The following is a 20,086-nucleotide window of genomic DNA, read 5'->3' as shown; positions in this document are numbered from 1 at the left end:
CAGTAGGGGAAGCCCTCGAGCCGGAGGATCAAATGGTCGCCACGCCTTTCACGCCGATTGCCTCGCTGTGCGGGGGCGCGCTGATCGGCCTGTCCGCCGTGCTCCTGATGTGGGCGACGGGGCGGATCGCCGGCATCAGCGGGATCGCGTCGCGATTGTTTCCACCTTATGAGGATCGCGCATTCGCCGGCCGGCTCGGCTTTGTCGCGGGCCTCATTGCGTCGCCCGTGCTGGTGCGGCTCGTCACCGGCAGCCTGCCGGAGCAAACGATCGCTGCGGGAACACTGGTGCTTGTTGTCGCGGGACTGCTCACAGGATTCGGTTCGGTATGGGGCAGCGGCTGTACCTCAGGCCATGGCGTCTGCGGTCTGTCGCGTTTGTCGCTGCGCTCACTGATCGCGACCGTCACCTTCATGGCGACGGGCGTCGCCACCGTCTACTTGATGCGGCACTGGAGCTGATTGCGATGACCGTTCTCGTCCAATTCGCTATCGGCTCGCTGTTCGGCCTCGGGCTCATCATCTCGGGCATGTCGAATCCGGCGAAGGTGCTGAACTTCCTCGATCTCGGCAGTATCCCGGCAGGGACATGGGACGCCAGCCTCGCCTTCGTGATGGCCGGCGCCGTCGCCGTGACCTTTGCCGGCTTCAGACATGTCCTGAAGCTTGCGCACCCGTTGTTCGCGGATCGCTTCCACGTGCCGACGCGCAGCGACATCGATCCGAAGATCATTGTCGGTCCTGCGATCTTCGGCATCGGCTGGGGGCTAGCCGGCTTCTGTCCTGGACCGGCACTGACCGCGCTCGGCTTCGGATCGATCTCGGCCTTTGTCTTTGTCGTCGCGATGTTTGCCGGCATGGTGCTTGCTCGCTTCCTCGCGCAGCTGCCCTCGTCGACGCGCCTCGCCGCGCCGGTCGATCCGCTTGAGACCTGAAACAGACGGGACCGGGCGAACTGCCTCGTCCGGTCCCGTCCACCGTGATTTGTTGCTTACCAGCGGTCGCCGTCAACTCCGACGCCCACGCTGACACCGGGCGCGCGAATGCCGACGCCGGCGTGCGGACCATCGTCCCAGTCGCGATAGGAACGGCGCTCGTAATAGCGCTCGCGCGGCATCCGCGCATAGGAGTCGCGTACGATCACGCGCGCGCCGCCGTGGGTGCGATAGCAATTGCCGGCGTCATCGCAGACGAGCCGAACTTCCTGAACGAGATCGGGACTGGTGTATTCGCTGGTCGTGTAGAAATCCGCGGCCCTCGCGCTGCTCGCCGCAGCGAGAGCCCCGACACCGGCCAGCAGTGCAATCGTGAACGTCCTCATCCTGTGCTCCTCCGAAACTGCCCTCGGCGGTAACAAGAATGGGAGGCAACGATCGTTCCGGCCGAGTTACAGCTTTTTCCCGGAACCGGATGATCGTTGGTGCGATCCGTCGCTAAATCGGCTCATAGGCTTCCGACCCGCAGATGTCGTCGGCTTCCGCGCGCCGCCGGTCGATGACCTTTCCGCCGTTGATTGTCACGATGTAAGTCTGGATGCCCAACGCAGAGCCGGTGGCGGAGGTGAGTTGCGCGCGGACGCAGGCGGTCCAGCCCGCTCCACGGACCTCGTGATGGGGCAGGGCGACTTGCACGTCGCGCGGATACGACGTGTTGAGGAAGACCACGTCAATCTGCTCGCGGACGACCCGCTTGACGTCGGGCGGCGGTTCGGGAGGCGGTTGCTCGGCTTCCTTGAGGCGCATGAACTCAGGCACCGGCGCACGACTGTCGGCAAAGCCGCACGCGCCGAGCGCGAGCGCGCCGGCAAGCAGCAACACATGAGCAACAATCCGCGACATCCGTGAAGGTCCCCCGCGGGGCAACAAATAGGCTTGAATTCGTCGAGACGAAGTCCCGCCAAATCAATATTTGCTGAAGAAGCGGAGGTCGCCACATTGGCTAACATGGGATTGCACGCTAGTTTGTACCTCAGATCAGGGGGATAGCACCAATGAGGATTTTGGTCATTGCGACCGCGGTGCTGGCGCTGACGGTAGCCGCCGCGCAGGCGCAGATGGGGGGCGGCGGTCGGCGTCATGCCAACGACAGCCGGAAGACGGACAACCAGCCTAAGGTCGACGATAGGGCTTACAAGGCCGCGCTCGAGCGTATTCCGGAGCCGAAGGAAAAGTATGACCCATGGGGCGGGGCGCGTCCGAGCGGGTCGGCGACGAAGCCGAAATAGAACGAGGCGGTGTGGCGGGACGGCTGCAGATCACGCCGGCTTGCGTCCTCGTCCTGCAAACGGCAGTTCGCGGAGGCCCGCAACGACGGCCCGTTCACGCCGCCATCGACGAACGCACGCTGGTGTTTCCGTTCACGCCGAGGCCACCGGATCCAATCCGCCGCCGGGCACAACGATCAGGCAATCATGATCGTGATGTCGATGCGATGCGAACAGTCGTTCACATCGCGTGCGCTACCGCAGGAAAGCGATGCCGATGCGCCTGTCGCACCGCCAAACGGTACGGCAATTCCGCACGAATTTGTCGCGTGCGATGGAGAGCGTGAACGAGTGTGGCAACGTGACAGACGTATCGAGGTCGATCGCCGCGCCGCCGTCCGACATGTTTCGTACGGTGCACGCGATACCGCTATTTTCAAAGCAGATCGTGCCACCTTTGAAGACCCGGTGACGCTGTGCTGCGCGTTTCTCAATCATCTGCGTTCATCCGTAGTGACGATCGTAAACTAGTGCATGGAAATTGCGTTGATCTAAACTCAACCGCGGCGCTACTTGCGCGGCGATTCAGAATTCGTTTACGACGTTGAGACGGCGAGTCATTTTCCGCCGAGTTTACCCGCAAGCCTTTCCTTAATGGCGTTTCGCCCCGGTGGAGATTCCGATCAAGATCACGCTTTCGCTGTCGTCCATGCCCGCCCACGCCACCAAGCTCGATCTCGCGACCATGAGCTGCAAGCAATTGCTCGAGAGCGGGGACGACACCATCAAGATGGTGCTGACCTGGATGGACGGCTGGTACAAGGGCGATGAGGACAACGCGATCATCGACACCGACATGTTTGTCGAAAACGCCAAGAAGTTCGGTGCCTATTGCGGCACCAACCCGAACGTCAGCATCGTCGCCGCCGCCGACGAAGTCGGCGGCAAGTAATGATCGAAGCGTGCTGACGGACACGCGATCACGTACCGGTCCATCGCTTCGGCAGGATCGTCATCGAGAGCCGCGGTTTGCTTTTGCGCTCACGCGGCTCTGTTATATTCGGGCGATCGTCAGCCCGGAAGCATCGCGAATGCACTCGACACCATCGCGACCTGCTTGTTGTCGATGGCGGAGAGCAGGGTGACGCGGCCGAAGCTCATGGTGCGACCAAGGCGCACCACGCGCGCATCCGCCAGCACGTCCGACGAGGACACCGCGCGCATGAAATGCGTGGTCTGGTCCACCGTCGTCATCGGCCGATAGCCGCTGTTGGCGGCGAGGTTTGCGATCACCATTGCGGTGTCGGCCAGCGCCATCAAGGCCTGGCCGCAGACAACGCCGCCATTGCGGCATAGCCGCTCCGAGAATGGCATGCGGAGCAGGGCGCCCGGCTGCCAGTCCGGCGTGTTCGCGGGCGGCGCGTGCTCGATGCGCTCGACGGAGAGGTTGAGATCCTGCACCCAGGGCGCAAAGACCTCGCCGAGGATGCGTCTGGCCTCGATGATCCCGAATTCGGCTTCTGGCTGCGAAGGCATTGCTGTCGTTCTCTCCTGGGTTGCCGGATGTTTCGCCCATTTTGCCCGCTTGCGACCGGCCAAGTCACCGGCCGGCGGTCGGCTTGAAAATGCCCGACTTCGCCCGGTATGATGCCACGCTTGGGAGCGGGTGGACGATGTCGCGTCGATATATCCTGGTATTTTGCCTAGCCGTGCTTGGTCTGGCGCTGAGTGGCTGCACCAGATGCGGCCCGATCTGGGACGACTGGCTCCAGGGGCCGAAATCGTGCAGATCGGATCGGCTCTAGCAAATTGAGGCGCCGGCGGCGCCGAGACGATGAATCAGGAGTGAGTGATGAAGCTTATTCGTTTGGCGGCGGTGCTCGCGCTGATGGCTGGACCGGCCTTCGCGCAGGATTCGCCCCACATTAATCTGATGGCGGACGGCCCGTCCAAAACTGACGACGAAAAGGCCGCGGATGCCGCACGCGATCAGGCTTACAAGGAAACGCTCAAGAAGATTCCGGACGCCAAGGCGGCCAACGATCCCTGGGGCGGAATGCGCGCCGATGCGCCGAAGCAACCCGCGCCGAAGAAGGCCACGGTCGTCACCAGCACGCCCAAGAAGACCACCAAGGCCGCCAATTGACCCGGCCCCGGGGCGAGTAAACCGACTTTCGGGACTCCCCTTGGCTCGGCCCTGATCCTACATTCTCTGGCAGTATTGCGTTGAGGAGGCTGGATATGGCGGATCGCCCGCGGGACCTCGCCGATCGGATGGCGCGCCGGCGCAAGCAGGCCGTCGCACCGGCTGACAAGGCCGGCGACGGCTATCTGCGCGAGAGTTTCACCCTGCCGCGCGATGCCGCACGGGCGAGAGCGCGGGCCTTCTTCGCGCGCTATCCCAAGGCGGGCTACATGAGCGAGGTCGAGAATTGGCGCGAATTGCCCGGCGGCGACATCGAATTCACCATGCGACGCCTGCCCAGCGCCGATTAGCCCCGGTTCGGCCGCTCTGCCTTGTGCCCGATGGCCTTCAACTCCCGATCGATGCGCAGCTGCACGCGACGGATTGCCAGAAGATCGATCTTCGTCTCGGTCCTGCCCGTCTTGGTCTCATCGCCGATCCGGAATTGCCATTGCCAGACGCCCGGGATCGCCGTCTTCGCAATCGTGAACTCAACGCCCCTGTGATTCATGGTCACCTCCACGATTCACCTCTCCGTGTCGGCTAACATGTTGAGCGCGACAATATTCCACAAGAGAAATTTGCCGTTAAGTCGAGGAAAATTCACGAAAATCCCGAAAGCGCGCGTGCTTCGAAACAAGCGAAATCAGATTCCGAAAGGCCGAGCCGATGGACGCGCGCTTTCGGCCAGGAACTCTGTTCATGGCCGGAGAACCACGGGCAGGGATTCCGGGCCGAGCGGGTCCGGCGTTTCGAAGACTTGTCGCGTGATGGCGACCCGGACGAGTCGGACAGACGCCGATGACTCACGAACTCACGCACGCGCGCGCCGCGAGCCCTCACAAGAAAAAACCCCGCCAGGGGAGAGCCGGGCGGGGAGAAGGTTATTGGAGGCTGAGGTGCTGGGCTGCAACACCATAGCCCTGTGACCGTAGCCCGCTCAGCTTACGACAGCCTGACAAGGCAGGATCCGACCCGATGTCGACTTGCGCAGTCAAGCTTCAGACCCACGCGCCGAAAACAGAAAACCCCGCTCGGGGCAGAGCGGGGTCGACTGGGTATGGAGACCCGATGTTGGTCGATCGGGTGAAGCAACGCTAGAGCATTCGGCTGACAAACGCCTTACGCAAGCTTGTGCGTGGCTTGCGAAAAGGCCGCGCGTCCCAATTCAGACATCCGGCCGCACAACTTAGGACACATCCGTTGGCGACACTTTGCGGGCACGGCGAAGCCATGGGGGATACGTGGCGCGTCGATAGCGGGGTGGCATCATGGATAAGGTTGAGCGGTCATTTGCCGCCGCGACGGCGGCCGGCTTCGTGGTGTTGGTGATCGGGGTCGTGCTACTGGTGCTGATGTAGCCGCACGGGCGCTTGCGGCGTGTTGCCGGAAGCGGCTTGCCGCAAAACGCGAAAACAACCCCATGCACAGTAGGCATCGACCGGTAAGAAGCGCGGCCTTACTTGCAACAGTGTACCGGTGTGGACGGACGCGCACGGAACCGTGCCGTAAGAGCAAAACACGCATCAGTCCGCCCAGTCTGCGAATCAACTGGGGCCGCTGGAACGCTTGGCTCATTGCCGAGTTTTCCCGATGCCCTTCCCCAAGGGCGACCCCAAGTGAATGGCCCCGGCTCATGCCCCCCAACCCTGCGAGCCGGGGCTTTTTTGTTCGCCCGGGAGCCAGATTAGGACAGCATTGCGAACGGTAATTGTCCGGAATCCACTTGGCTTTTTGGTGACGCTACGGTGGTTATCGCCGGGGCTGGATTTCATCCCGAACAAGATTGTAACCGGCAAGGGGTCGCTGAGAAGCGGCCCCTTTCGATTCAGGCACCCGCAGAGGTGAATGCCAGTCCATCCGCCGCGCTTCTGCTTCTTGCCGATGGAGTCCCACGTCTCATCAAGCTCGATGCGACGGGACGCTTCTACACCACGCGCAGGGGTCCAGCAGATTCAGCCTAGTAGGACGCTTGGGGCCGAATACGACCGTACCCGGTACGACGGCCGAGTTGCGCGAGAAGTTGACGATGTATCTTGACGCATCAAAGACATGAAAGAGGCCGCCAACTGAAGGCGGCCTTGATCTCTCCCTCGGAAATTTAAACGGCCCCGATGGGAGGGGCCGCCAACCCGCGTGACGCGGGTTTTCCTCCAGCAGTCGGGGGGCTGTCCTATCTGGCTGGGGGCTCCGAACAGACGCGCGGCGAAAGCCATCGTTCCTGAAAAAAAATGCCAAATTTCTCGGTGGGAGAACGACGGCGTTGGCTGGACGAACTCGCCCAACCGAGGCGGCCTTATTGCCGAGTTTGGTGGTCCAAGATGTAAGCGCGGTGGTCCATGGCAGTCGTTCCCGAAGCCCAGCTACATGGCTGCGGTGCGCCAGGAAGGTACGAGGCAGAGCCTTGTCGCGGCGTGCCAGGTGTATTCGAGTTGGTGCGCTCGCGGCCCCGGCGTCAGATCCTCTCTCCAGTCCCACAAGGTACCCGGAGCCGCTGCACCGCACACGTTGATTAGGATACTCCGAAATGAGTGCTCCTTTGTTTCAAGCACCATTATAGGCGGATGGGCGTACAGTCGGGTGGCCTTCGGGCTCGGATTCCAGCCCCGGAGCTCGTTGAGCAGGCGGCCCCGCCATGTGTATCAGCGTTGGTGGGGCCGCTGCATATTTGCAGCCTCAGAATTCTGATAATCAGACCAATTGGGCCGTAGCGTAGCCGTAGCTCATGCCGACCTACATGCGTGTGTATCGCGTGATTTTTGCTATGCGCGCGCCATGCATTGACGAGCATCTCCCATCGATCGCCTCAACGCGGCAAAGCCCATCGGGTATTCCTCGCCAAGCGGTCCCGTCGATAAGGGTGAAGCCCGGGGACGGAGCGTGCTCGCGACATTTTGCACGCGAATTCAAAAGAGCATCGCACAGCGCGCCTCTTTGATGCGGCCATGCAGCCCGAGCTTCTCCGCGGATTGCGAGATCGATGTGTGGGAATGACGGCGCCGCCGAACGACGGCGTTGCGGCGGTTAGAGACCTGATGCTCGGCAAGCCATCGCTAGTCGCCAGTCACCATGGGTGCGGCCAGGCCGGGGCTCAAATCAGGTTGAGTTCCTTGGATCCGGAGACTGCAAGCCTGTTACCGGAGGCAGGTCCTCCTTTGGGAAGGGCTCCTGGGTCTTGCGTCCGAGAAAGGTGTCTGGCTTTGGCAGTTTCAGCACCTCGCATGCTTGCGCGATCAGCTCCCGTATTCGGGCATTCTGTTCGGCAATCTCCGCAGCAAAATGGCGGACAAAATAGACGGGCTTATCCGTCATGGCGGTGCTCCCTGTTGTGCAGGCGGGAGCGCTCTCGGTCTCTCAGCCACCGACGCCTACGGGCAGAGCCTCGGCCGGTGATGAGGGGCAAACTATCTCACGTCACTTTGGTTCAAAAGTGAACTTAGGACGCTAGCCAGAACAAACTGGGACAATAAGGGGCAAATACGGACAGTACCGATTGCTTGGCGCTGGCCCCCCAGTGGCCCAGTTTGGGGCCACCTCGAACGTCTATTCGTCCGGGGAACACGATAGGCTTCAAATCCATTATGGGGACGGAGACCCAATTGAGGGATTGGTGTCATGGGCATCGAGCGTATGCATTCACCCACGTACTTCCGAAATCGAGCGGAAGAGTTCCGCACCAAGGCTGATAATTGCGAGCATGAGGAAGTGAGACAGTCGCTCCGCAAGGTGGCCAAGAACTACGACCAGTTGGCCCAGCGCGCCGCACGCATCCGCACCGTCCAAGACGCCGCGGAGTAGGTTGCGGCCTCTTTCATTTCTGCAGGGACCTGCAACTTGGTTGGCGGCGCATCAGTGGCAATCAGAGGATTCCGCTCGCCAAGTTCGTCAGCGGCAAGACATACATCGTGGAGCGGCAACGGCTGGAGCTTGATCCGTCTGTCGACCGATACAAGCGCGGGATGGCAAACCTATCAGCCGCGCTCTAAATGAAAGAGGCCGCAACCGAGGCGGCCTTAGTGCATCTTGCGCCCTAGCTTTTGGATGATCTTCCGCAACTCGGCGGCGTACTCCTCAATGCGGCGCCGCGCCTTCTCTAGCCGGATTGGCTTGGGCTCAGGGCGTTTCTCTGGGGTGGACTCCTCCACAAACTGAGGCTTGAGCCCGGGGGACCATCGGCCACGCCAAATCAATGGCCTTACCGTTCCAGCTCCTTCAATATGCGGTCACGGTCGTCAATATGCAGCGACTGCGTTTCCCTCATGGTCGCCAGCACGGCCAGCGCGCCCTCGATATCGTGTTGGTGCCGGTCAAGCTCCGATATCAGCGCCTCCTGCTTGGCAAGAAGCTTCAGGCCATCGGCAATGTGGCGCTCGGCTATCGCTAAATGCTCGTGCAGCATGGCGCGGTCCATCCCGCACCTTACAGCGAATTAGGACAGTGCGCAGAACAAACTGGGACACCAGGGGTCAAATACGGACACTACCCCTTTTCCCAAAAGAACATATTGCGAACCTAGAACAAACGGTGTACGTTGTTTTTATCGACGAGCCGCCCCGCCAACCGTTTGTCCCCCGCGCGAATCCTCGCCATAAGGAGCACGACCCAATGTCCACCACTGCCCTGCGTATCGTCGAAGGATCTTCCATGGACAAGAGTAAAGCTCTCGCTGCCGCGCTCTCCCAGATCGAGCGTCAGTTCGGCAAGGGCTCGGTGATGAAGCTCGGCAAGAACGACCGTTCGATGGATATCGAGGCGGTCTCGTCGGGCTCGCTGGGGCTGGATATCGCGCTCGGCATCGGCGGCCTGCCCAAAGGGCGTATCGTCGAGATCTACGGGCCGGAATCCTCGGGCAAGACCACGCTGGCGCTGCACACGGTGGCGGAAGCCCAGAAGAAAGGCGGTATCTGCGCCTTCATCGACGCCGAGCACGCGCTCGACCCGGTCTATGCCCGCAAGCTCGGCGTCAATATCGACGAGCTCCTGATCTCCCAGCCGGATACCGGCGAGCAGGCGCTGGAAATCTGCGACACGCTGGTGCGCTCGGGTGCGGTGGACGTGCTGGTGGTCGATTCGGTCGCGGCGCTGGTGCCGAAGGCCGAGCTCGAAGGCGAGATGGGCGATGCGCTGCCGGGCCTGCAGGCCCGTCTGATGAGCCAGGCGCTGCGCAAGCTCACGGCCTCCATCAACAAGTCCAACACCATGGTGATCTTCATCAACCAGATCCGCATGAAGATCGGGGTGATGTACGGATCGCCGGAGACCACGACCGGCGGCAACGCGCTGAAGTTCTACGCCTCGGTCCGCCTCGACATCCGCCGCATCGGCGCGATCAAGGAGCGCGACGAAGTGGTCGGCAACACGACGCGCGTGAAGGTGGTGAAGAACAAGCTGGCGCCGCCCTTCAAGCAGGTCGAGTTCGACATCATGTACGGCGAGGGCGTCTCCAAGATGGGCGAGATCCTCGATCTCGGCGTCAAGGCCGGCATCGTCGAAAAGTCCGGCGCCTGGTTCTCTTATGACAGCCAGCGCCTCGGTCAGGGTCGCGAGAACTCGAAGGCGTTCTTGAAGTCCAACCCCGACATCACCGCCAAGATCGAGACCGCGATCCGCCAGAACTCCGGCCTGATTTCCGAGCAGATCCTGGCCGGCACGCCCGAGAGCGACGCCGACGGCGAGGAGCCGGCGGACGAGTAGACCGGGTTGTTGTTTTGAGCATGATCTGATCGGAAAACCGCTACACACTTTTCCGGATCATGCTCCAAGAGTTTTCGCGAGGAGCGGGCGCTGAGGACGTTGAGTTGCCGACGTCGGCAGTGCCCGTTTCTTTTTGCGCGTTGTCGTGATCGGCTGGTGTGATGCGAGCAAAGACGAAGCTCATCGTGACGACTGACTCGTCCATCGCCGGCGCCATCCAACAGGCGGGCTGTGCCGACCTCGTGATCGCGATCGAGCGTCGGCTCGTGTGGGGACGATTGCCGTCCGCTGCGGAGCGCGATGCGTTCTTTGCGCCGCGCGCGACGCAGCCTCAAGGGCTTCACTGGCTCGACGATACGCCGTCCTGGCGTCTCGATGAATCGGGCCTGAAGGGTCACGGATTGATCGAGCTGTTGTCAGAATGTGGCTCGGCCGAATTGTGGATCGGGTGGGAGCCGAACGCCCAATTGCTTCTGCTCTGGCTGCTCGATCATTGCAGCAGCGAGGACGCGGCGGTCTCCAAGCTCATGATGCGTCAGCTGGACGGCGCTGCTGGTGCTGCCGATCCAGGGCAATTTGCGCAACTCAACCCGCGGATGGTCAGGCCTACACATGATCACCTCGAACTGGCCGGTCGTCTCTGGCGGGCTTATCGTGAGCCGACGCCGCAGGCTTGGTTCGATCTCCTCAAGGCGGATTTGAGTCTGTTTCCACAACTTGAGCAATCGATCATTGATCTGCTCGAAGAGCTTCCGGGCGTCACATCTGGTCTGGGAGCTACGGAGACGCGGATCCTGGAACTGGTTGCGCCTGGCGAAGCGCGGCCCTTCGACGTCTTTCCGGGACATCAGAAGCGCAACGAGAGTCGCGTGTTCGACTATTGGGAAGTCGGAGCGCTGCTCGACGGGCTCGTCCGCTCTCCGGTGCCGGCCGTGTCCGGGCTGGAGGAAGGGCCATTTACATTCGACATGCACAACGATGCCCTCCGTCACGCGCGGTACAAGCAATCCCGGTTGTTGCTCACCGAGTTCGGCAAAGCGGTGCTTGGTGGCTGCGAGAATTTTCTGCGGCACAACCGGATCGACCGGTGGTGGGGCGGTACCCACCTGACCAGCGAACGGCTGTGGCAGTGGGACCGGGAGGCCTTTTCACTCATCGCTCCTGATTAATGCGTACGCGTCGTCAGAGCGTTGCGTAGCAATTTTGACAGACAATCGTGTCCCATTTGATCTTAGCCACGAATGATCCTGCCGAAGACGTGCTCCGGGGGTCAGGCCTCGCGAACCTCACGCTCGGGTTCTATCTTCGTTTCGTTTGGAGGAAATTGCCTTCTGAAGAACAGCTTTTGATGGGGCTGGAGCGGCGATCAGCCAAGCACTGCAATCCCGGCGACCATTGGCTCGACGGCGTTTGTCGTGGCTCGCTGGAAGGCTTCGGCAGCCGCGATATCGGTTTCTTCGAGCTTTGTGCAAAGTTCGACTCGATTGAAATCTGGGTCGATCCTCTCGCTAACGATCAGCTCGTGCTCGTCTGGCTGCTCGACCTTCTTCGCCCTTACAAGGAGATCACGACGAAGCTGAGCTTCGTGCATACGGACGACATTGTTGCAAATTATGCACCGGAATCGGTCGCAAAATGGAAGCTGCCGGCCTTCAAGGTGACCGACAACCATTTGGCGACGGCGAGCCGCGCCTGGAGAGCCTACCGGGCTGAAACCCCAGAGCCCTGTTTCGATTTGCTGATGACGGATCTGACGATCCTGCCGAGACTTCGATCGGCGCTCATTGCGGTGCTTGAAGAGCTTCCGGACAGCGTGACGGGCCTGGGTGCCAGCGAAATGGACCTGCTGGATTTTGTGGACCAAGGGTACACCGACCCGGGGCGCATCTCCGAGGCGAGGTGGCTTCGCGATGTATTCGACGGATCCGACGCGCAAGATGCCCTGATCGAACTGGGGGGACATTCGGTCCCGCCGGTCCTGTTGGGCGATCCATCGTTCGACAATGAGGATCGCTACTTCGGCAGGAGCGAGTGGAGGTCACGCTGACTGAGCTTGGGCGTTCACTTGTAGCGCGCAAAGACGATATGTGGCGTCACAACCGGATCAAGCGCTGGTGGGGCGGGACCGAGTTGACCAGCGAGCGGCTCTGGCGATGGGATCGCAAAAGCCGATTGTTGGTTGCGCCTTAGAGGCGCGCTCGGCGCCACAGCTGGGCAAAGGCGCGCAAGCGCCGTGCCCACCATCTTTCACACCGGATGCAAAGGTTGTGGGCACGCTTCGCTTTGCCCGCCCTACGAAACCACCGTCGCGTCCTACTCCGCCGCCTCCGCGTAATCGCTCACCGGCGGGCAGGAGCACACCAGATTGCGATCGCCATAGACATTGTCGACGCGCCCCACCGGGCACCAATATTTGTCGGTGCGCGAGACGCCCGCGGGGAAGCAGCCTTCGCTGCGGGCGTAGGCACGCTTCCAATCGTCATCGGCGATGTCGTGCACGGTGTGCGGGGCGTGGCGCAGCGGCGATGCCTCGATCTTGAAGCGACCGGCCTCGACCTCGGCAATCTCCTTCCGGATCGCGATCATGGCATCGCAAAATCGATCCAGCTCGGCCTTGGATTCCGACTCCGTCGGTTCGATCATCAGCGTGCCCGGCACCGGGAAGCTCATGGTCGGCGCATGGAAGCCGTAATCGATCAGGCGCTTTGCGATGTCGTCGACGGTGACGCCTGACGTTGCCTTCAGAGGACGAGGATCGATGATGCACTCATGCGCGACGCGGCCCCTCGTGTTCCTGTAGAGCACCGGGAAGTGCGCATCGAGGCGCGCCGCGATGTAGTTGGCATTGAGGATCGCGATCTCGGTCGCGCGCTTCAGACCTTCGCCGCCCATCATCAGGATGTAGATGTAGGAGATGGTGAGGATCGAAGCCGAGCCGAACGGCGCGGCCGAGACCGGGCCGACTGGAGCATCCGCCTTCGTCGCGGGGTGACCGGGGAGGAACGGCGCAAGATGCGCCTTCACGCCGATCGGGCCCATGCCGGGGCCGCCGCCGCCATGCGGAATGCAGAAGGTCTTGTGCAGATTGAGATGGCTGACATCGGCGCCGTAATCGCCGGGCCTGCTAAGGCCGACCTGCGCATTCAGGTTGGCGCCGTCGAGATACACCTGGCCGCCATGGCCGTGGACGATGTCGCAGATCTCCTTGATATGCTCCTCGAACACGCCATGGGTCGAGGGATAAGTGATCATCACCGCGGCGAGATCGTTCGAATGCTTCTCGGCCTTCGCACGGAGATCGTTGACATCGACGTCGCCGTTCTTCTCGCAAGACACAACCACCACGTCCATGCCGACCATCGCGGCCGAGGCCGGGTTAGTGCCGTGAGCGGAGGAGGGGATCAGGCAGATCTTGCGGTGACTCTCTCCGCGCGCGGCATGATAACCCCGGATAGCCAGAAGTCCGGCATATTCGCCTTGCGCGCCCGAGTTCGGCTGCAGTGAGATGGCGTCATAGCCGGTGATGTCGCAGAGCCATTTTTCAAGCTGCGCGAACAGCGCGTGATAGCCGTTGGCCTGCTCGCGCGGGGCGAACGGGTGCAGGCTGCCGAATTCCGGCCAGGTCAGCGGCATCATTTCAGTCGTCGCGTTCAGCTTCATCGTGCAGGAGCCGAGCGGAATCATCGCGCGGTCGAGCGCGAGGTCGCGATCGCTGAGCTTGCGCATATAGCGCAGCATCTCGGTTTCCGAGCGATGCGCGTGGAACACCGGATGGGTGAGGAAAGAGGTCGTACGCTTCAGCGTGTCCGGCAGCGCCTCGTGCGTCGTGGCATCGATCTCCGCGTAGGACAATTGGCCGCCGAAGGCACGCCAGACCGCTTCCACGGTCGCAGCCGTGGTGGTCTCGTCGAGCGCGATGCGCAAGCCGGTCTCACCGACGCCGAGATTGATCTTCTCGGCCGCCGCGCGCGCGATGATCTCGGCGCGCCCTGTGCCGGCATCGACGCTGAGCGTGTCGAAGAAGCTCTCGGACTGCGGTGCGAAGCCGAGCTTGCGCAGGCCGCTCGCGAGCACGGCGGTGCGGCGATGCACGTTGCGTGCGATCTGCGCGAGCCCCTCGGGACCGTGATAGACCGCGTACATTGCGGCGATCACGGCGAGCAGCACCTGCGCGGTGCAGATGTTGGAGGTCGCCTTCTCGCGGCGGATGTGCTGCTCGCGGGTCTGCAGAGCCAGGCGATAGGCAGGCATCCCGCGTGAATCGACGGAAAGGCCGACGATGCGGCCGGGCAGCGAGCGCTTCAGCGCATCGCGCACCGCCATATAGGCCGCGTGCGGGCCGCCATAACCCATCGGCACGCCAAAACGCTGCGCCGAGCCGATGGCAATGTCGGCGCCGAGTTCGCCGGGCGAGGCGAGCAGCGTCAGGGCCAGGAGATCGGCGGCAACGATCGCAAGCGCGCCCTTCGCTTTCAGCGCTGCGACCGCAGGCCTGAGGTCGCGCACCGCGCCCGAACTTCCCGGATATTGCAGCAGCGCGCCGAGCACGTCTGCCTTGTCGAGATCGGTGAGCGGATCGCCGACCACCAGATTCCAGCCGAGCGGTTCGGCGCGCGTGCGCATCACGGCCAGGGTCTGCGGATGCACGTCCCTGTCGACGAAGAAGGCCTTTGCTTCGACCTTCGAGTGCCGCTCCGCCAGTGCCATGGCTTCGGCCGCGGCGGTTGCCTCATCGAGCAGCGAGGCGTTGGCGACATCGAGCCCGGTGAGGTCGCAGATCATGGTCTGGAAGTTGAACAGCGCTTCGAGCCGGCCCTGGCTGATTTCGGGCTGGTAGGGCGTGTAGGCCGTGTACCAGGCCGGGTTCTCCAGAATGTTGCGCTGGATCACCGCGGGCAGGATCGTTCCTGAATAGCCCTGGCCGATCAGCGAGGTGAAGACCTGGTTCTGACGAGCGAGCTCAGCCATATGCGCGATCGCCTCCGTCTCGCCGAGGGGCTTGCCGAGATCGAGCGGAGTGGCCTGCCGGATCGAGGCCGGCAGCGTTTCCGCCATCAGCGCCTCGACGCTTTTCGTGCCGACAGTCTCGAGCATTGCGGTGACATCGCGCGCCGACGGGCCGATGTGGCGGCGAACGAAAGGGGTGGTCTCGCCGTTGGATTTGCGCTGCGCGGTCATCATGGGTCCTCGCTTCAGGAGTTGTTGTCATGCCCCGCGAAGGCGGGGCATCCAGTAAGCGCAGGCGCTTCGGCCAGAGCCGATGGGCCGCGGCGTACTGGATCGTCCGCCTTCGCGGACGATGACAGTGAGTATGTTGAGACGGTTCGACTCATATCCTCACGCCGTGTGGGCCTTGTAGGCGGCTTCATCCATGAGCCCGCCAAGCTCGCTCTTGTCGGCGATTTTAATCTTGAAGAACCAGGCCGCGGCTTGCGCGTCCGAGTTCACCAGCGCGGGCTCGGCGGCGAGCGCCTCGTTGGTCTCGAGCACCTCGCCCGAGATGGGCGCGTAGACGTCGGAGGCGGCTTTCACCGATTCCACCACGGCGGCGGCTTCGGCCTTCTTCAGGGTGCGGCCGACCTTGGGCAATTCGACGAACACGACGTCGCCGAGCTGGGACTGCGCGTAATCGGTGATCCCGACGGTTGCGACATCGCCGTCGATCGCGAGCCATTCATGGTCGGAAGTGTACAGCCTCGTGGTCATTGTCTTGTCCTCAGCGTTTGTAGGTGTTTTTCACGAAGGGCATGGCGGCGACGATGAGCGGCAGACGCTGCCCACGCACTTCCGCAAAGAGTTTCGTGTCGAGCGCGCTCAAAGCGGTGGGCGCGTAGCCCATCGCCACGGGCGCATTCAGGCTCGGGCCGAAGCCGCCCGAGGTGACCCTTCCAATGGCCTGGCCGCCTTCGTTCCCGGCAAACAGCAGCGCGCCCTCGCGCACCGGTGCGCGGCCTTCGGCACGCAGGCCGACACGGCGGCGGGATGCGCCGTGATTGAAATGCGCGAGAATCTTTTCAGCGCCGGGAAACCCGCCGGCGCGGGCGCCACCGGTGCGGCGGCTTTTCTGCACCGACCATTCCAGCGCGGCTTCGACCGGCGTGGTTTCGGTGTCGATATCGTGGCCGTAGAGGCAGAGCCCGGCTTCCAGCCGCAGGCTGTCGCGGGCACCCAAGCCGATCGGCATCACGTCGGGGTTTTCGAGCACCGTCTTGGCGAGACGTTCGGCGTCGGCCGCGGGCACCGAAATCTCGAACCCGTCCTCGCCGGTATAGCCGGAGCGCGAGACGAAACAGCCGAGGCCGGCAACCTCATGCGGGCCGGCATCCATGAACTTCATGGTGGGCGCTGCTGCACATAATCTCGCCAGCGCTGACTCGGCTTTCGGGCCTTGCAACGCGATCAGCGCGCGGTCGGCAAGCGAATCGATGATGCAGGTCTCCGACAGGTTCGCGCGCAGATGCGCCTCGTCCTCGGCCTTGCAGGCAGCATTGACCACCAGGAACAGGTGATCGCCGAAATTCGCGACCATCAGATCGTCGAGAATGCCGCCGTCGTCATTGGTGAACTGGGCGTAGCGCTGCCGTCCCGGCGCGATCGCCACGATGTCCTGCGGCACCAGCCGCTCCAGCGCGCGAGCGGCGTCCTCGATCCTGCCGGATTTCGGCCGAAGCGCGATCTGGCCCATATGGGAGACGTCGAACAGGCCGGCGGACGAGCGGGTCTGAAGGTGCTCCTTCAGCACGCCGGCCGGGTACTGCACGGGCATGTCGTAGCCCGCGAACGGCACCATCTTGCCGCCGAGCGACACGTGCAGGTCGTAAAGGGGTGTACGTTTCAGGGAGTTCTTGTCGTCCGACGCAAGCATCACGGGGGCCCTCGGCGGTTCCCCGGGGACGATTCCCCTGGGACACCGGTCGAAGCCCCATCTGTCGCTGTGCCTGAGAGTATTATCCCGTCGGCGGACGCTATCCAGGTCTTAAGCCCGCCAGCGCCTCTTTCCAGATGTCGTCAAAGCCACGCGGTCCTTTTGCCTGAGAGTTTCCGGGGCGGTTGCTCCTTCGGCGCCGGCAGTGAAGCCGGTCTCTCCCGACGTGGCCGTACGATACAAATGGGTACAGACCACAGGCCGGCCAAGCCTGTCAACGCGCGCTTTGCGGCTTTCCAAAGGGGATTACGCGCCTGCGGCAACCCTCTGATCTCTTTGCACAGTTTCTGGACAGGGAAGCTGGCCTTGTCTAAAAGCGCTTTGGCCCGCAGATATCCGCCCAAATCGCCAGGTTTGGATCAGGGATAAGCGGGTCCAAGCACACCCGATTGGATGAACATGAGCGGCGTCAACGAGATCAGGTCGACCTTTCTGAACTTCTTTGCCGAGAACGGGCACGAGATCGTGTCGTCCTCGCCATTGGTGCCGCGCAACGATCCGACGTTGATGTTCACCAATGCCGGCATGGTGCAGTTCAAGAACGTCTTCACCGGCGTCGAGAAGCGGCCCTATCAGCGCGCCACCACGTCGCAGAAATGCGTGCGCGCCGGGGGCAAGCACAACGACCTCGACAATGTCGGCTACACCGCGCGCCATCTCACCTTCTTCGAGATGCTCGGCAATTTCTCCTTCGGCGACTATTTCAAGGAGCGTGCGATCGAGCTGGCCTGGAAGCTGATCACCAAGGATTTCGGGCTCGACAAGGACAAGCTGCTCGTCACCGTCTACCACACCGACGACGAGGCGCACGGGCTGTGGAAGAAGATCGCCGGCTTTTCCGACGACCGCATCATCCGCATCCCGACCTCGGACAATTTCTGGGCGATGGGCGACACCGGCCCCTGCGGCCCGTGCTCGGAGATCTTCATCGACCGCGGCGACCACATCTGGGGCGGCCCTCCGGGTTCGCCTGAGGAGGACGGCGACCGCTTCCTCGAATTCTGGAATCTCGTGTTCATGCAATACGAACAGGTGACGAAGGAGGAGCGCGTGGATCTGCCGCGTCCCTCGATCGACACCGGTATGGGCCTCGAGCGTATGGCCTGCATCATGCAGGGCGTCGACAGCGTGTTCGAGACCGATCTGTTCCGTCATTTGATCGATGCGGCCGCGTCCGCGCTCGGCAGCGGGCCGAACGAGCAGACCGTCGCCTCGTTCCGCGTCATCGCCGACCATCTGCGCTCGTCGGCCTTCCTGGTCGCGGATGGCGTGCTGCCCTCGAACGAGGGCCGCGGCTATGTGCTGCGCCGGATCATGCGCCGCGCCATGCGCCATGCGCAGCTGCTGGGCGCCAAGGAGCCGCTGATGCATCGGCTGGTCTGGGCGCTGGTCCGCGAGATGGGCCAGGCCTATCCTGATCTGATGCGCGCGGAAAACCTGATCGAGGAAACGCTGCGGCTGGAAGAGACCCGCTTCCGCAAGACGCTGTCGCGGGGCCTTGCCATCCTCGACGAGAAGAGCGCGTCGTTGAAGAAGGGCGACATGTTCGACGGTGACGTCGCCTTCACGCTGTACGACACCTACGGCTTCCCGCTGGACCTGACGCAGGACGCGCTGAAGTCGCGCGGCATTGGCGTCGACCAGTCTGCGTTCACCGATGCGATGGAGCGGCAGAAGGCCAAGGCGCGCGAGTCCTGGAAGGGATCGGGCGAGGCGGCGAGCGAGGCGATCTGGTTTCCGCTGCGCGAGAAGCTCGGGGCGACGGAATTTTTGGGCTACGAGACCGAGAGCGCTGAAGGCGTGGTCTCGGCGCTGGTCAGGGACGGCAAGGAAGTCGCCCACCTCAAGGCCGGCGACACCGGCGCGATCGTGCTCAACCAGACGCCGTTCTATGCGGAGTCGGGCGGCCAGGTCGGCGACACCGGCGTGCTGACGGGCGAGAGCGGGATCAAATTCCGCGTCACCGACACGCAGAAGAAGCTCGGCGATTTCTTCGTGCATGTCGGCACGGTCGAGAGCGGCGAGCTGAAGGTCGGCACCGCGCTGCAGCTCGAGGTCGATCATTCCAGGCGCTCGTCGATCCGCGCGCATCACTCGGCGACGCATCTCATCCATGAGGCGCTGCGCCAGGTGCTCGGCGATCACATCGCCCAGCGCGGCTCGATGGTGGCGCCGGACCGGCTGCGTTTCGACTTCGTGCATCCGAAGCCGATCACGGCGGAGGAGCTTGCTCGCGTCGAGGACATCGCCAACGACGTGGTGCTGGAGAATGACGAGGTCACGACCCGCGTGATGGGCGTCGACGAGGCTCGCGAGGCCGGCGCGCGCGCGCTGTTCGGCGAGAAGTACGGCGACGAGGTTCGCGTCGTCTCGATGGGCAAGACCGCGCGCGAGCGCGGCGCCAATGCGCTCGGCTGGTCGGTCGAGCTCTGCGGCGGCACGCATGTGCGGCGCACCGGCGATATCGGCCTGATCACGCTGACCGGCGAGAGCGCGGTGGCGTCAGGCGTGCGCCGCATCGAGGCGCTGACCGGCAACTACGCCCGCAAGCATGCCAATGAGACCATGGCGCTGGCGAAGACCGCAGCAAGCGAGCTGCGCACCTCGGTCGACGACGTTCCGGCGCGCATCACCGCGCTGATGGAGGAACGCAAGAAGCTCGAGCGCGAGCTGTCCGACGCCCGCAAGAAGCTCGCGATGGGTGGCGGCGCAGCAAGCGGCGGCGGCGCGGCTTCCGGCGTGCGCGAGGTCGGCGGCGTCAAGCTGATGGCGCGCGCGGTCGAGGGCATCGAGATGAAGGATCTCAAGAGCCTCGCCGACGAGGCCAAGAAGCAGATCGGCTCCGGCGTGGTCGCCATCGTGGGCGTCACCGAGGACGGCAAGGCCGGTGTCGTGGTCGGCGTCACCGCCGACCTCACCGCGCGCTTCAACGCCGTGAATTTGGTGCGCGTCGCCTCCGAAGCGCTCGGCGGCAAGGGCGGCGGCGGCCGGCCCGACATGGCCCAGGCCGGTGGCCCCGACGGCGCCAAGGCGACCGAGGCGCTGGCGGCGATCGAAAAAGCGATGGCGGGCGCTTAGGC

General features: G+C 63.1%; 21 protein-coding genes and 1 riboswitch. Of the genes, 12 read left to right on the top strand and 9 right to left on the bottom strand.

The window, feature by feature from the left end:
• The first annotated feature begins 32 nt into the window (after positions 1-32).
• Positions 33-461 (top strand): YeeE/YedE family protein, encoded by a 429-nt coding sequence (locus ACVW16_RS05985; protein ID WP_456735620.1) that lies wholly within the window; start codon positions 33-35, stop codon positions 459-461.
• A gap of 5 nt (positions 462-466) precedes the next feature.
• Complete coding sequence (locus ACVW16_RS05980) at positions 467-934, top strand: DUF6691 family protein (protein WP_456704430.1); 468 nt, start codon at positions 467-469, stop codon at positions 932-934.
• A 56-nt stretch (positions 935-990) separates the two neighbouring features.
• Here ACVW16_RS05980 and ACVW16_RS05975 read toward each other — a convergent pair whose 3' ends face one another.
• Both ACVW16_RS05975 and ACVW16_RS05970 read right to left on the bottom strand, forming a co-directional pair.
• Positions 991-1,320, bottom strand: a complete 330-nt coding sequence (locus ACVW16_RS05975; protein WP_456704429.1) for a hypothetical protein — start codon at positions 1,318-1,320, stop codon at positions 991-993.
• Between the two features lie 112 nt (positions 1,321-1,432).
• Positions 1,433-1,816 carry a hypothetical protein gene (locus ACVW16_RS05970; RefSeq protein WP_456704428.1) on the bottom strand — a complete coding sequence of 128 codons (384 nt, stop codon included), beginning with the start codon at positions 1,814-1,816 and terminating at the stop codon, positions 1,433-1,435.
• 173 nt (positions 1,817-1,989) lie between these two features.
• Between ACVW16_RS05970 and ACVW16_RS05965 the strand changes: the two genes are divergently transcribed.
• The 3 genes from ACVW16_RS05965 (at position 1,990) to ACVW16_RS05955 (ending at position 3,154) form a co-directional block, all read left to right on the top strand.
• A complete protein-coding gene (locus ACVW16_RS05965) occupies positions 1,990-2,223 on the top strand; it encodes a hypothetical protein (protein WP_456704427.1) in 234 nt (77 codons plus the stop codon).
• 186 nt (positions 2,224-2,409) lie between these two features.
• Positions 2,410-2,733, top strand: coding sequence for a hypothetical protein (locus ACVW16_RS05960; RefSeq protein ID WP_456704426.1), 324 nt, complete (start codon positions 2,410-2,412; stop codon positions 2,731-2,733).
• 139 nt (positions 2,734-2,872) lie between these two features.
• The gene (locus tag ACVW16_RS05955) at positions 2,873-3,154 is read left to right on the top strand and encodes an HdeA/HdeB family chaperone (RefSeq protein ID WP_456704425.1); all 282 of its coding nucleotides are present in this window, start codon (positions 2,873-2,875) and stop codon (positions 3,152-3,154) included.
• A 119-nt stretch (positions 3,155-3,273) separates the two neighbouring features.
• Here ACVW16_RS05955 and ACVW16_RS05950 read toward each other — a convergent pair whose 3' ends face one another.
• Positions 3,274-3,738, bottom strand: a complete 465-nt coding sequence (locus ACVW16_RS05950) for a PaaI family thioesterase (RefSeq protein ID WP_456704424.1) — start codon at positions 3,736-3,738, stop codon at positions 3,274-3,276.
• A gap of 316 nt (positions 3,739-4,054) precedes the next feature.
• Between ACVW16_RS05950 and ACVW16_RS05945 the strand changes: the two genes are divergently transcribed.
• Complete coding sequence (locus tag ACVW16_RS05945; RefSeq protein ID WP_456735619.1) at positions 4,055-4,348, top strand: hypothetical protein; 294 nt, start codon at positions 4,055-4,057, stop codon at positions 4,346-4,348.
• Positions 4,349-4,443: 95 nt separating this feature from the next.
• The gene (locus tag ACVW16_RS05940) at positions 4,444-4,698 is read left to right on the top strand and encodes a hypothetical protein (protein WP_456704422.1); all 255 of its coding nucleotides are present in this window, start codon (positions 4,444-4,446) and stop codon (positions 4,696-4,698) included.
• On the opposite strand, the gene ACVW16_RS05935 is transcribed toward ACVW16_RS05940, so the two are convergent.
• Positions 4,695-4,898, bottom strand: coding sequence for a hypothetical protein (locus tag ACVW16_RS05935; RefSeq protein WP_092228052.1), 204 nt, complete (start codon positions 4,896-4,898; stop codon positions 4,695-4,697). The genes ACVW16_RS05940 and ACVW16_RS05935 overlap by 4 nt on opposite strands.
• A gap of 2,585 nt (positions 4,899-7,483) precedes the next feature.
• Entirely contained in the window at positions 7,484-7,699 is a 216-nt protein-coding gene (locus ACVW16_RS05930) for a hypothetical protein (protein WP_456704421.1), read from the bottom strand.
• Between the two features lie 303 nt (positions 7,700-8,002).
• On the opposite strand from ACVW16_RS05930, the gene ACVW16_RS05925 reads away from it, so the two are divergent.
• Entirely contained in the window at positions 8,003-8,185 is a 183-nt protein-coding gene (locus ACVW16_RS05925; protein WP_456704420.1) for a hypothetical protein, read from the top strand.
• A 397-nt stretch (positions 8,186-8,582) separates the two neighbouring features.
• Here ACVW16_RS05925 and ACVW16_RS05920 read toward each other — a convergent pair whose 3' ends face one another.
• On the bottom strand, positions 8,583-8,786 hold the full coding sequence (locus ACVW16_RS05920) for a hypothetical protein (protein ID WP_456738634.1): 204 nt from the start codon (positions 8,784-8,786) through the stop codon (positions 8,583-8,585).
• Positions 8,787-8,992: 206 nt separating this feature from the next.
• Here ACVW16_RS05920 and recA point away from each other — a divergent pair, with 206 nt between their 5' ends.
• The 3 genes from recA to ACVW16_RS05905 all read left to right on the top strand — a co-directional run bounded on the left by recA (position 8,993) and on the right by ACVW16_RS05905 (position 12,128).
• Positions 8,993-10,081 carry a recombinase RecA gene (gene recA / locus ACVW16_RS05915; RefSeq protein WP_057747344.1) on the top strand — a complete coding sequence of 363 codons (1,089 nt, stop codon included), beginning with the start codon at positions 8,993-8,995 and terminating at the stop codon, positions 10,079-10,081.
• A gap of 161 nt (positions 10,082-10,242) precedes the next feature.
• A complete protein-coding gene (locus tag ACVW16_RS05910; protein WP_456802245.1) occupies positions 10,243-11,250 on the top strand; it encodes a hypothetical protein in 1,008 nt (335 codons plus the stop codon).
• Between the two features lie 47 nt (positions 11,251-11,297).
• Positions 11,298-12,128: a hypothetical protein gene (locus ACVW16_RS05905; protein ID WP_456704418.1), complete on the top strand. Its 831-nt coding sequence runs from the start codon at positions 11,298-11,300 to the stop codon at positions 12,126-12,128.
• 266 nt (positions 12,129-12,394) lie between these two features.
• On the opposite strand, the gene gcvP is transcribed toward ACVW16_RS05905, so the two are convergent.
• The 3 genes from gcvP to gcvT form a co-directional block, all read right to left on the bottom strand.
• Positions 12,395-15,259, bottom strand: a complete 2,865-nt coding sequence (gcvP, locus tag ACVW16_RS05900) for an aminomethyl-transferring glycine dehydrogenase (RefSeq protein WP_456738191.1) — start codon at positions 15,257-15,259, stop codon at positions 12,395-12,397.
• 159 nt (positions 15,260-15,418) lie between these two features.
• Positions 15,419-15,787, bottom strand: a complete 369-nt coding sequence (gene gcvH, locus ACVW16_RS05895) for a glycine cleavage system protein GcvH (protein WP_456735616.1) — start codon at positions 15,785-15,787, stop codon at positions 15,419-15,421.
• Positions 15,788-15,797: 10 nt separating this feature from the next.
• On the bottom strand, positions 15,798-16,946 hold the full coding sequence (gcvT, locus tag ACVW16_RS05890) for a glycine cleavage system aminomethyltransferase GcvT (RefSeq protein WP_456738190.1): 1,149 nt from the start codon (positions 16,944-16,946) through the stop codon (positions 15,798-15,800).
• Between the two features lie 145 nt (positions 16,947-17,091).
• Positions 17,092-17,180: riboswitch (glycine riboswitch) on the bottom strand.
• A gap of 225 nt (positions 17,181-17,405) precedes the next feature.
• Between gcvT and alaS the strand changes: the two genes are divergently transcribed.
• Positions 17,406-20,084, top strand: coding sequence for an alanine--tRNA ligase (alaS, locus tag ACVW16_RS05885; protein ID WP_456735615.1), 2,679 nt, complete (start codon positions 17,406-17,408; stop codon positions 20,082-20,084).
• Positions 20,085-20,086 lie beyond the last annotated feature (2 nt).

The sequence above is a fragment of the Bradyrhizobium sp. USDA 4474 genome (assembly GCF_054057515.1).
Note: the sequence above shows the minus strand (reverse complement) of the source record. Positions and strands in the feature narration are given on the sequence as shown.

Excerpts from the sequence above, each read along its gene's own strand:
- ACVW16_RS05985 (WP_456735620.1), top strand. The coding sequence starts at position 33 with ATGGTCGCCACGCCTTTCACGCCGATTGCCTCGCTGTGCGGGGGCGCG.
- ACVW16_RS05980 (WP_456704430.1), top strand. The coding sequence starts at position 467 with ATGACCGTTCTCGTCCAATTCGCTATCGGCTCGCTGTTCGGCCTCGGG.
- ACVW16_RS05975 (WP_456704429.1), bottom strand. The coding sequence starts at position 1,320 with ATGAGGACGTTCACGATTGCACTGCTGGCCGGTGTCGGGGCTCTCGCT.
- ACVW16_RS05965 (WP_456704427.1), top strand. The coding sequence starts at position 1,990 with ATGAGGATTTTGGTCATTGCGACCGCGGTGCTGGCGCTGACGGTAGCC.
- ACVW16_RS05960 (WP_456704426.1), top strand. The coding sequence starts at position 2,410 with ATGATCGTGATGTCGATGCGATGCGAACAGTCGTTCACATCGCGTGCG.
- ACVW16_RS05950 (WP_456704424.1), bottom strand. The coding sequence starts at position 3,738 with ATGCCTTCGCAGCCAGAAGCCGAATTCGGGATCATCGAGGCCAGACGC.
- ACVW16_RS05945 (WP_456735619.1), top strand. The coding sequence starts at position 4,055 with ATGAAGCTTATTCGTTTGGCGGCGGTGCTCGCGCTGATGGCTGGACCG.
- ACVW16_RS05940 (WP_456704422.1), top strand. The coding sequence starts at position 4,444 with ATGGCGGATCGCCCGCGGGACCTCGCCGATCGGATGGCGCGCCGGCGC.
- ACVW16_RS05935 (WP_092228052.1), bottom strand. The coding sequence starts at position 4,898 with ATGAATCACAGGGGCGTTGAGTTCACGATTGCGAAGACGGCGATCCCG.
- ACVW16_RS05930 (WP_456704421.1), bottom strand. The coding sequence starts at position 7,699 with ATGACGGATAAGCCCGTCTATTTTGTCCGCCATTTTGCTGCGGAGATT.
- ACVW16_RS05925 (WP_456704420.1), top strand. The coding sequence starts at position 8,003 with ATGGGCATCGAGCGTATGCATTCACCCACGTACTTCCGAAATCGAGCG.
- ACVW16_RS05920 (WP_456738634.1), bottom strand. The coding sequence starts at position 8,786 with ATGCTGCACGAGCATTTAGCGATAGCCGAGCGCCACATTGCCGATGGC.
- recA (WP_057747344.1), top strand. The coding sequence starts at position 8,993 with ATGTCCACCACTGCCCTGCGTATCGTCGAAGGATCTTCCATGGACAAG.
- ACVW16_RS05910 (WP_456802245.1), top strand. The coding sequence starts at position 10,243 with ATGCGAGCAAAGACGAAGCTCATCGTGACGACTGACTCGTCCATCGCC.
- gcvP (WP_456738191.1), bottom strand. The coding sequence starts at position 15,259 with ATGACCGCGCAGCGCAAATCCAACGGCGAGACCACCCCTTTCGTTCGC.
- gcvH (WP_456735616.1), bottom strand. The coding sequence starts at position 15,787 with ATGACCACGAGGCTGTACACTTCCGACCATGAATGGCTCGCGATCGAC.
- gcvT (WP_456738190.1), bottom strand. The coding sequence starts at position 16,946 with ATGCTTGCGTCGGACGACAAGAACTCCCTGAAACGTACACCCCTTTAC.
- alaS (WP_456735615.1), top strand. The coding sequence starts at position 17,406 with ATGAGCGGCGTCAACGAGATCAGGTCGACCTTTCTGAACTTCTTTGCC.